Genomic DNA, 8,836 nt, shown 5'->3' with positions numbered 1-8,836 from the left:
GTATCCCCCCAAGGCGCTAGCAATAGCGCTCACAACCCCCCTCTTCCACCCCCTTATTCGGAAGAGGGTTTTTTTTGTCTGAAATTCGGGAAAACCAGGGACGGTTCAGATCTGGCGCAGTGCTTTACAGGCCTGGTCGAAGGCGTCGCGCAATCGTGCCAGCAAGTCTGCAACCTGCCCCAGCTCTCCTTCCCTGGCCAGGCTTTCCAGCTGCATACACAAATCGAACACCCGCACAGCACCCAGGTTACCGCTACTGCCCTTGAAGCTGTGAGCCTGGCGGCGCAAGGTTTCCTGGTCACCCGCTTCATGCGCGGATTCCAGAGCCGCAAGACGCTGCTCTCCGTCACGGTGAAAGGAGTCGACCAGCATCTGGAAATCCTGGCCCATCACATCCTGTAGTTCTGAAACGACCTCGTCGTCGAGAATCGCTGAATCTTGCATACCGGCTCCGTCTTCCTTTACGGGGGTAACCCTAACGATTAATCATGAAATCTTATGTGGAATGCCTCGAAAATCCAGAAAAATTTAGTAGAGAATCCAAATAATACCTTGCATGCCAAGGCGGGTCTGAAAAGTGCACGCTGTCATTCAAGGGCTCCCTGTATCACGGGTAATAGACCACAGGACTGGGCGCGTAACACATCATCACGGGTATCCACATCCCACAGGACCGGTAACCGGGCCACCCGTTCCCCGGGAAAACAGGCAGCGCTATCCGCCAGGGCATGCTCGCCACCAAAGCGGACACCCTGAAAGCGCCGGCGGCCCCACAAGCTTTGGCTGGAGCTGCCGACCAGCACATAGCCCCCATCTTCGCTGGGGCCGAATACCACCGACGCCGAGTGGAGCGCACGCAACGCCTGCTCCAAATAATCCTGATTCAATACCGCACAATCGCTGCCAACCAGCAAGACCCGGTCGGCCTGCGACAGGCCCGCATTCAGGGCGAGGGCCATTTTTTCCCCCAGGTCTTCACCCTGTTGCTGGTGGCAGGACCAACCATTGCGCTCCGCCAGGCTCTGCAGCTCCCTGTCCGGCTGATCCAGCCACAGCTCCACTCGCCCCGGAAAGCGACAGGCGGCCGCAATGGTGCGGGTCAACAGGAAACGGTAGAGACGCAGGGCGCCCTCTTCTCCAAAGTGCGGAATCAATCGGGTCTTTACCCTGCCAGCCTGCAATGCCCGGGCGAAGACAATCAGCAACGGCTGCGACGCTTTATCAGTGCTCGCCATAATAGTCCCGGTACAGTTCTTCAACCGGTGCACCGCGCCAGTAACGGTAGCGCAGAGACCACATCAGCCAGATGGTCGGCCATGCCCCCCCGGTTTCCCAACGCCGGCTGCTGGTCGTCAGTGCCGGGCGCAGGCACCGGGGCCGTCCCTGCTTTTTCTTCAACAACCGGCTCAGGGCGATATCTTCCATCAGGGGCTGGTCGGGGTAGCCGCTCAGTGCGAAAAAGATGTCACGGCGAACAAAGATGCCCTGATCACCGGTGGCAATTCCGGAAACCCGGGAGCGCAGATTGATCATCGCGCCGATTACCCGGTACAGGAAACGCCGGCCACTCAGGCGCACATCAAAACGCCCCCATCGGGCATCAGCCGGCAAGCGCTCCAGCTGCTGCCGGTGTGCACTGTCCAGCTGGCTATCTGCATGGACAAACCATAACCAGTGGCCATTGGCCTGACGGGCACCGGCGTTCATCTGCCTGGCCCGACCCGGGGCACAGAGAACCACCTGGTCCGCCAGCTCACGGGCAATTTCCACACTGCTGTCAGTACTACCACCATCAACTACCACCAGTTCATCACCGTCCCGAAGGGCATGGCGGAGCATGACCAGGGTAGCGGCCAGATTGCCGGCTTCATTACGCACCGGCACGATCACACTGATCCTGGCGTCGCTCATCCCAGGGCACCACTGCAGCTACTGCCGGCACCAGCCGTACAGCCAAAGCAATGGTCCGCAACATAGATGGGCTCACCTTCCAGATCGTGATCCAGCAGCCCGGATAAATGTGGATGCCCCTCGTGGTGACCTAGCGGCATATCCAGCATCTGATTGAAGTCGCAGTCGTACAGGTAGCCCTGATAATCCACGCTCACCGTGGCACGGCACATCACCGCCGGCAGGGTGTCGCGGTTGAAGTTGTCGCGCAGCAGCTGCATGTAATCGTTGAACTGGTTGTGAGCCAGCAGCACGGCGCCGAAACGGCTGATGGGCATGTTGGTGATTGTCAGCAGACTGTTGAAACGCAGCCCGAAACGTTCATCCAGCTCGCGCTTGTAGTCCGCTTCCAGCACCGCCTGAGGGGGCGGCAGGGACGGGCCGGTGGGGTTGTAGACCAGATCCAGCAACAAATCATCACTGCCATAGCCCCGGGCATTAAGCCGGCGAATGGCCTCGATACTGCCCTGGTACACCCCTTTGCCGCGCTGCGCATTCACATTCTCTTCCAGATAACAGGGGAGTGATGCCACCACATGCACCCGATTCTCTGCCAGAAACTGCGGCAAATCCTCATAACCCGGCTCCAGCAGAATGGTGAGATTGCAACGATCGATGACTTCCACATCCATGGCCCTGGCCTGTTCGACCAGGTAGCGAAAATGGGGGTTCATCTCAGGCGCACCACCGGTGAGATCCAGCACACGTATGTCGCGCAGCCGGATCACCTCGAGCACCATGTCCACGGTTTCCCGATCCATCAATTCGGTGCGTGTGGGGCCAGCATTCACATGACAGTGAACACAACTGAGATTGCACAGATAGCCCAGGTTCACCTGCAATATGGACGTGGCATGGCGCCGCAACGACGGGAAGTCGGTGCTGCTTCGCACCAGTAAATCGTGGGTATCCTGCATACATCACCTGTTTCAATTTCTTCAATGCTAGCAATTGGATGCAGGCTTGTCGCAAAGGTTACGTGAACGCAGCAATCGCCACGCGACATGTCTGACGGAATTTTGACTGTTTGCTCCCTCAGGACTGGCACCACGAGTCAAAGTCCTTACAATCGTCACTTCTTCAGCCCCGGTCGCTCAGTTGGGTGAGGTCGGGGGTTTCCAAAGCGTGCTTTGGCCGAACGAACGCGAAGCGGATATCGCCGCTTTGCCGGCGCCCGGAGGGCGAGTAAGCGCCGACAAAATAGCCGCTTGCAGCCCGGAAACTGGCACCGCCACTAAAAGTCCTTACAATCGTCACTGCTTCAGCCCCGGTAGCTCAGTTGGATAGAGCAAGCGCCTCCTAAGCGCTAGGTCACAGGTTCGACTCCTGTTCGGGGCGCCATTTCTTTTCTATTTCCGTATCACATCGCCAGGCCTTGCACTGCCAGCAGGCTACGCCTTGAAAAATGAACAAGATTCAATAACACTTGCCGCCCCACGCTCAGGAGGCGTCATGAACTCTCAGGCCCCGCCCACCGCACTCAGCCGTTCGCTGGTCTTTCTGATGGCCGCCACCACCGGCCTGGTGGTGGCGAGCAACTATTACGCCCAGCCACTGCTGCACACCATCGCCGACCGCCTTGACCTGTCCTATGCTCGGGCCGGCATTATCGTGACCACCGCCCAGGCCAGTTACGCGGTGGGCCTGATTCTGCTTGTACCGCTGGGGGATCTGCTGGAGCGACGCCGGCTGATTGTCACCATGATGCTGTGTGCCACCGGCGGCCTGCTGTTCAGCGCCAACGCCACTTCCCTGCCGATGTTGCTGGCCGGCACCGCTATTACCGGGGCATTTTCGGTGGTGGCCCAGGTGCTGGTGCCTTTTGCCGCTACCCTGTCGCCAGTGGCCAACCGGGGCAAAGTGGTGGGCACGGTAATGAGCGGGTTACTACTGGGGATTCTGCTGGCACGTACCGTGGCCGGCGCCCTCTCCACCCTGGGCGACTGGCATACCGTGTACTGGGTCGCAGCAGCTTTGATGCTGGTGAATACCGTAGCGCTGTGGCGGCTGTTACCCCGCTACCGGCAGGACACTCGTCTGCACTACGGCCAGCTGATCGGCTCCATCGCCGGGCTGTTTGTGCGTTACCCGTTGTTCCGCCGCCGCTCCCTGCTCGGGTTTCTGATCTTTGCCATGTTCAGTGTGCTGTGGACTTCACTGGCCTTCCTGCTGTCAGCACAGCCTTGGGCGTTCAACGATGCCACCATCGGCCTGTTTGGGCTGGCCGGCGCCGCCGGAGCCCTGGCGGCACGACCCGCCGGCGGCATGACCGACCGGGGATACGCTGGGCGCCTTACAGTCATCGGTGTGTTCGCCTTGCTACTGTCCTGGGGACTATTGGGGCTGGGCGGCGTTTCCCTGATTGCCCTTGCGGCCGGTATTGTGTTGCTGGATCTGGCGTTGCAGGCGGTACATATCACCAATATGAATCTGATCCTGGTGCTGGACGAGAGCGCCCGCAACCGCCTTAATTCCGGCTATATGTTCCTCTATTTTCTGGGTGGCGCTGGCGGCTCGCTGGCTTCGGCAACAGCCTATGATCATTTCGGCTGGAACGGAGTGGTGGGACTCGGAGCGGGTCTGGGCCTGACCGCCCTGCTCTTCGGCTGGCGAATTCAGGCGATGGAATCCGTCAATAACACCGCAGCGCGAAGTGGATAGTCCCGGGCAAGATCAGGCCACCCCAACAGAATCAGACCGTCTTTTACATATCAGAGATTTACCCGATGGAGCGGCTGCTCTAGATTGAAGATTCCATTCGGGTACAAGAAGGATCTTGCTGATGAAACTCCTGGGACTATTGCAACTGGCCGTGGCGATCTACGCCATCGTAATGATCATCCAGTCCAGCGCCGAAACCCTGCACAAGGTGCTGTGGGTAGTGCTGGTATTGGTGGTGCCACTGATCGGCCTGATTATCTGGGCACTGATGGGGCCGGGGTCTCCTTTGAAGCAGCGTTAGCCACTTCCTGTTTCTGCGGCGTCTGCCAGCTCTCCGGAGTCTGGTAGTAGCCGTGGGAAATCCCCTGGAAACGGGGCTGGTTCACCACCCGGCGCAAGCGCCGCAGTGAAAAATACGGGATATCCCGCAGTATGATATTGGCCAGCCAGGCCGGCACCGCACCACCCGGGTCCAATATCACTTCAATAGTTACTTTCACCTCTCCCGGCGACAAGGGCTCGAACCGGTAATAGCCTTCCATTTGTGGCATGCGCACATAGTCAGGCTGCTCGGGAAATACCGGCGGATTGAGGGAAAACGGCATTACCAGATCATAGCTGTCCGGCTCCTGGTAGAAAGTCACACGCAAAGGCGCATCCCGATCTTTCACCGGCCATGGCAAACGCGTGGTGACATAGACGTCACGCTGATAGGGGGAAGCCCGGTGCAAGTCGCGAATTTCAGAAACCATGTGCATAAAAGACGCCACCGCAGTGTAGTCGTCCATCAGGGCACCAATGGCATTAAAATCCGCCACCGGCACCACGCCCACACCACGAAAGGTTTTCAGCCGCGAGCTGTCGTCATCCTGACGATAGACCTGGATATCATCCCGGTCCGTAACCAGCACCCATGCTGACGAGTCGGCCATGGACACGGCCGAGCCGCCCAGCAGGATCAGGCCGAGTAAAAGTCGTTTTATTATCATTCTGTTTTCCTGAAGCATCCCCATCGCCGCACCTGAGACAGTCCGGCGAGTGATCACTTTATAACCTGCCTGACAGCGCCAGACCTGCCTGACGAAGAAAAATGTGACACAGACAACCCGAAAATGCGACATGCCGCACAGCCGGTGCGCCCGAAAGCCCGCTGACTGGTACGTCATGGCGGCAACCGGCGTCATGGGGTCAGATCAAAGATAGGGTTCCATCAGATGCGAAAGAGCGTTGCGCAAACGACGCCAGGGTGCCATGTCGCGGAAATGCTCCGACTCCATGCGGGTAGACAGCAGGATGTGGCGATCCAGCACCTTATCCACCCGGGTGGTAAGCGTGGCGCTGTAACACTCCAGATCAAATTCGAAATTCAGACGCAGGCTACGGGCGTCCCAGTTACCGGAACCGAGCATCAGCCAGTGCTGATCCACCGTCATCACCTTGCTGTGATCAAACGGCGGCGGCGACAGATACAGTTCGGCACCCTCGCCCACCAGCCAGCGCAAGGCATGCAAACTTGCCCAGTTCACCATGCGCAGGTTGCTCTTGCGGGGAATCACGATCTGCACCTGTACGCCCTTCAAAATGGCCATTTGCAGGGACGCCATGAGGGTCAGATCCGGCACGAAATAGGGAGTGACAATGCGGATGCGGTGCTCGGCACTGCCAATGGCCGCCAGCAGGGTAAGGCGGCGTTTATCAAAATCCGCATCCGGGCCGGCGCTGATGCCCCGCGCCTGAACATCGCCCACCTGGGCCGGGCCACGGTAGCTGGTCTCCAGCACCTCTCCGCAGGTAAATACCCAATCGGCAGCGAAACTTCGCAACAGCTGGCCAACCACCGGCCCTTCAAGTCGGGCATGCAGATCCGTGGTGCGAGCCGGTTTGTGTAGATAACCTGCGCGAATATTCATGCCCCCGGTAAAACCCAGAGCGCGATCCACGATCAGGATCTTGCGGTGGTTGCGCAGGTTGATATAGGGCATGCGCCAAGGTGCCAGGGAGTACAGAAAGCGCTGTACCGGCACCCCGCTACGACGCAGACGCCAGACCACTGACGGCAGGGAATAATGAGCGCCCATGCCATCAATCAGCACCCTCACCTTGACGCCCCGTTTGACCGCGGCGGCCAAGGCATCCACCAGCGGCTTGCCAGCAGCATCATTGCCGAAAATATAGGTCACCAGGTAGATGCTCTCACTGGCGCCGTTAATGGCGTCCAGCATGGCCTGATAGGTCTGCGGTGCATCCAGTAATGCCAGCTCGTTGCCGTCGGTGAGCGGCAAATGTGTCAGGCGCCCTACCAGCCGGCTAAGCACCTGTAGATGCGGCACCGTGGGCACCGCCTCTGCGGCCACCCGCCAGCCATCATCACTGTCGATCAGCCCGCCGATGAGCTGTCGGGCGCGACGCTGGATGCGGTTCACCCCCAACATGAAATACAACACCGCACCCACTACCGGCACCAGCCACACCAGGCCGGTCCAGGCTGCGGCAGCCCGGGCGTCGCGCTTGTTCTGGGCCACATGGGCAGTCACATAGATCGCCAGGGAAAGGCTGATGGCCGCAGCGATATAAGGCCAGAACGGCTCCAGCACCGCCAGCCCCTGATCGTAACGGCTTTTCCAGAATGTCAGATCCAACGCGTTTCCGCTCCTTGCCTTCCCTCAGCCCGGGTGCGAACGTCCTCAGGCTGGCAATATTGCGTCAACATAGCATATCCCCCAGTGCCCCGTTTCCTGCAAAAAAACCAGTCAGATCAGCGGCTTTGCGCTTTGCCGTCCAAGTCACTAAAATACGCCCTCTTTTTTTGGGACAACCACAGCCGCCACACGCTGTACGTCCTCCCCGACAAGGCTGGGAGACGTGGGTCCCGGGTCCTCAGCGTCGACCATGATCGGCGCACGTTAGCGGGCATTAGGCCCAACTCAGCGTCAGCTGCCGCTGGCCATCTGTAGTACCGAATACAAATCCTGCTGGTGTAGGCAACCAGTGTACCGGTATTGGCGATTCCGTCGTCATGCCGGCGCATGATGAGGAGCGATACCATGCCCGAAACCAATGCCGTCATTCCGCTGCATCAGAGCACGGAAACGCAGTTTGAGCAGTTTGAAGAGCCGCGCCGTTTCAAGGTGTTTACCGCGCGCCAGCTCGACAAGATCGAGCCTCTCAAACGGCTGGACGACGAGACCCGCTTTGCCATGGAAGTCGTTGCCAATGTGCTGCCATTCCGGGTCAACGAATACGTCATCGACGAACTGATCGACTGGGACAAGGTGCCCAATGATCCCATCTACCAGCTCACCTTCCCGCAGAAAGGCATGCTGGCCCCGGAGCACTTCGACAAGGTGGCCGAGGCCATGCGCGGTGGCGACAAGGCGGAAATCAAGGCCGCCATCGCCGAAGTCCGTGACGCCCTGAACCCGCACCCCGCCGGGCAGATGGAACACAACATGCCGGAAGTGGACGGCGAAAAAATCGACGGCGTCCAGCACAAGTACAACGAGACCGTGCTGTTCTTCCCCAGCCAGGGGCAGGTGTGTCACAGCTACTGCACCTTCTGCTTCCGCTGGGCCCAGTTCATTGGTGACAACGATCTGAAAATCGCCACCAAGGAAGCCGGCCAGCTGAAGAAGTACATCCAGGCGCACCCGGAAATCACCGATGTGCTGATCACCGGTGGCGATCCGCTGGTCATGAAGACCAAGAACCTGCGCGCCCATATCGAACCGCTGCTGGAACTGGAACAGATCCGCACCATCCGCATCGGCTCCAAGGCGCTGACCTTCTGGCCGCAACGCGTGGTGTCCGACGACGATGCCCAGGACCTGCTGGATCTGTTCCAGGAAGTGCAAGCCAGTGGCAAACACCTGGCACTGATGGCGCACTACAACCACTGGCAGGAACTGGAAACCGACATCGCCCGGGAAGCCGTGCGCCGGGTACGCGCCACCGGCGCCGTGATCCGCGCCCAGGGCCCGCTGCTGGCACACATCAACGACAACGCCGACGACTGGGCCCGCCTGTGGCAGACCCAGGTAGAGCTGGGCATCATCCCCTACTACATGTTTGTGGAACGGGACACCGGTGCACGCCGTTACTTTGAAGTGCCGCTGGCCAAGGCCTGGGAAATCTACCGCGATGCCATGAAACAGGTCTCCGGTATCGCCCGTACCGCCCGTGGCCCGAGCATGTCCAGCCACCCGGGCAAGGTGGAAATCCAGGGCGT

At 59.5% G+C, this 8,836-nt stretch carries 9 protein-coding genes and 1 tRNA gene; 4 read left to right on the top strand and 6 right to left on the bottom strand.

The window, feature by feature from the left end:
- Window positions 1-105 precede the first annotated feature (105 nt).
- The 4 genes from HUJ17_RS03925 to arsS form a co-directional block, all read right to left on the bottom strand.
- Entirely contained in the window at window positions 106-444 is a 339-nt protein-coding gene (locus tag HUJ17_RS03925; RefSeq protein ID WP_290509445.1) for an Hpt domain-containing protein, read from the bottom strand.
- 143 nt (window positions 445-587) lie between these two features.
- Window positions 588-1,235 carry a TIGR04282 family arsenosugar biosynthesis glycosyltransferase gene (locus HUJ17_RS03920; RefSeq protein ID WP_290509444.1) on the bottom strand — a complete coding sequence of 216 codons (648 nt, stop codon included), beginning with the start codon at window positions 1,233-1,235 and terminating at the stop codon, window positions 588-590.
- Window positions 1,222-1,911 (bottom strand): TIGR04283 family arsenosugar biosynthesis glycosyltransferase, encoded by a 690-nt coding sequence (locus tag HUJ17_RS03915; RefSeq protein WP_290509443.1) that lies wholly within the window; start codon window positions 1,909-1,911, stop codon window positions 1,222-1,224. Before HUJ17_RS03915 ends, HUJ17_RS03920 begins: the two co-directional genes overlap by 14 nt.
- A complete protein-coding gene (arsS, locus tag HUJ17_RS03910) occupies window positions 1,908-2,867 on the bottom strand; it encodes an arsenosugar biosynthesis radical SAM (seleno)protein ArsS (RefSeq protein ID WP_290509442.1) in 960 nt (319 codons plus the stop codon). The genes HUJ17_RS03915 and arsS overlap by 4 nt, the downstream gene beginning before the upstream one ends.
- A gap of 347 nt (window positions 2,868-3,214) precedes the next feature.
- Here arsS and HUJ17_RS03905 point away from each other — a divergent pair.
- From HUJ17_RS03905 to HUJ17_RS03895, 3 genes are all read left to right on the top strand, one after another.
- Window positions 3,215-3,291: transfer RNA gene (locus HUJ17_RS03905), tRNA-Arg, on the top strand.
- Between the two features lie 111 nt (window positions 3,292-3,402).
- Window positions 3,403-4,611, top strand: coding sequence for an MFS transporter (locus HUJ17_RS03900; protein WP_290509441.1), 1,209 nt, complete (start codon window positions 3,403-3,405; stop codon window positions 4,609-4,611).
- A 121-nt stretch (window positions 4,612-4,732) separates the two neighbouring features.
- Window positions 4,733-4,912, top strand: a complete 180-nt coding sequence (locus HUJ17_RS03895; RefSeq protein WP_290509440.1) for a PLDc N-terminal domain-containing protein — start codon at window positions 4,733-4,735, stop codon at window positions 4,910-4,912.
- Here HUJ17_RS03895 and HUJ17_RS03890 read toward each other — a convergent pair.
- Together HUJ17_RS03890 and HUJ17_RS03885 are read right to left on the bottom strand one after the other, a co-directional pair.
- A complete protein-coding gene (locus tag HUJ17_RS03890; protein ID WP_290509439.1) occupies window positions 4,866-5,600 on the bottom strand; it encodes an START domain-containing protein in 735 nt (244 codons plus the stop codon). The genes HUJ17_RS03895 and HUJ17_RS03890 overlap by 47 nt on opposite strands.
- A 204-nt stretch (window positions 5,601-5,804) precedes the next feature.
- Window positions 5,805-7,250, bottom strand: a complete 1,446-nt coding sequence (locus HUJ17_RS03885) for a phospholipase D-like domain-containing protein (RefSeq protein WP_290509438.1) — start codon at window positions 7,248-7,250, stop codon at window positions 5,805-5,807.
- Between the two features lie 405 nt (window positions 7,251-7,655).
- Here HUJ17_RS03885 and HUJ17_RS03880 point away from each other — a divergent pair.
- Window positions 7,656-8,836, top strand: a 1,181-nt coding sequence (locus tag HUJ17_RS03880; protein WP_290509437.1) for a lysine 2,3-aminomutase, incomplete at its 3' end; no start/stop codon positions are given.

This window comes from Alcanivorax sp. (assembly GCF_014762765.1).
In the GTDB taxonomy this organism is placed as follows: domain Bacteria; phylum Pseudomonadota; class Gammaproteobacteria; order Pseudomonadales; family Alcanivoracaceae; genus Alcanivorax.
Note: the sequence above shows the minus strand (reverse complement) of the source record. Positions and strands in the feature narration are given on the sequence as shown.

Coding starts and splice junctions, on each gene's coding strand:
- HUJ17_RS03925 (WP_290509445.1), bottom strand. CDS start 444: ATGCAAGATTCAGCGATTCTCGACGACGAGGTCGTTTCAGAACTACAG.
- HUJ17_RS03920 (WP_290509444.1), bottom strand. CDS start 1,235: ATGGCGAGCACTGATAAAGCGTCGCAGCCGTTGCTGATTGTCTTCGCC.
- HUJ17_RS03915 (WP_290509443.1), bottom strand. CDS start 1,911: ATGAGCGACGCCAGGATCAGTGTGATCGTGCCGGTGCGTAATGAAGCC.
- arsS (WP_290509442.1), bottom strand. CDS start 2,867: ATGCAGGATACCCACGATTTACTGGTGCGAAGCAGCACCGACTTCCCG.
- HUJ17_RS03900 (WP_290509441.1), top strand. CDS start 3,403: ATGAACTCTCAGGCCCCGCCCACCGCACTCAGCCGTTCGCTGGTCTTT.
- HUJ17_RS03895 (WP_290509440.1), top strand. CDS start 4,733: ATGAAACTCCTGGGACTATTGCAACTGGCCGTGGCGATCTACGCCATC.
- HUJ17_RS03890 (WP_290509439.1), bottom strand. CDS start 5,600: ATGATAATAAAACGACTTTTACTCGGCCTGATCCTGCTGGGCGGCTCG.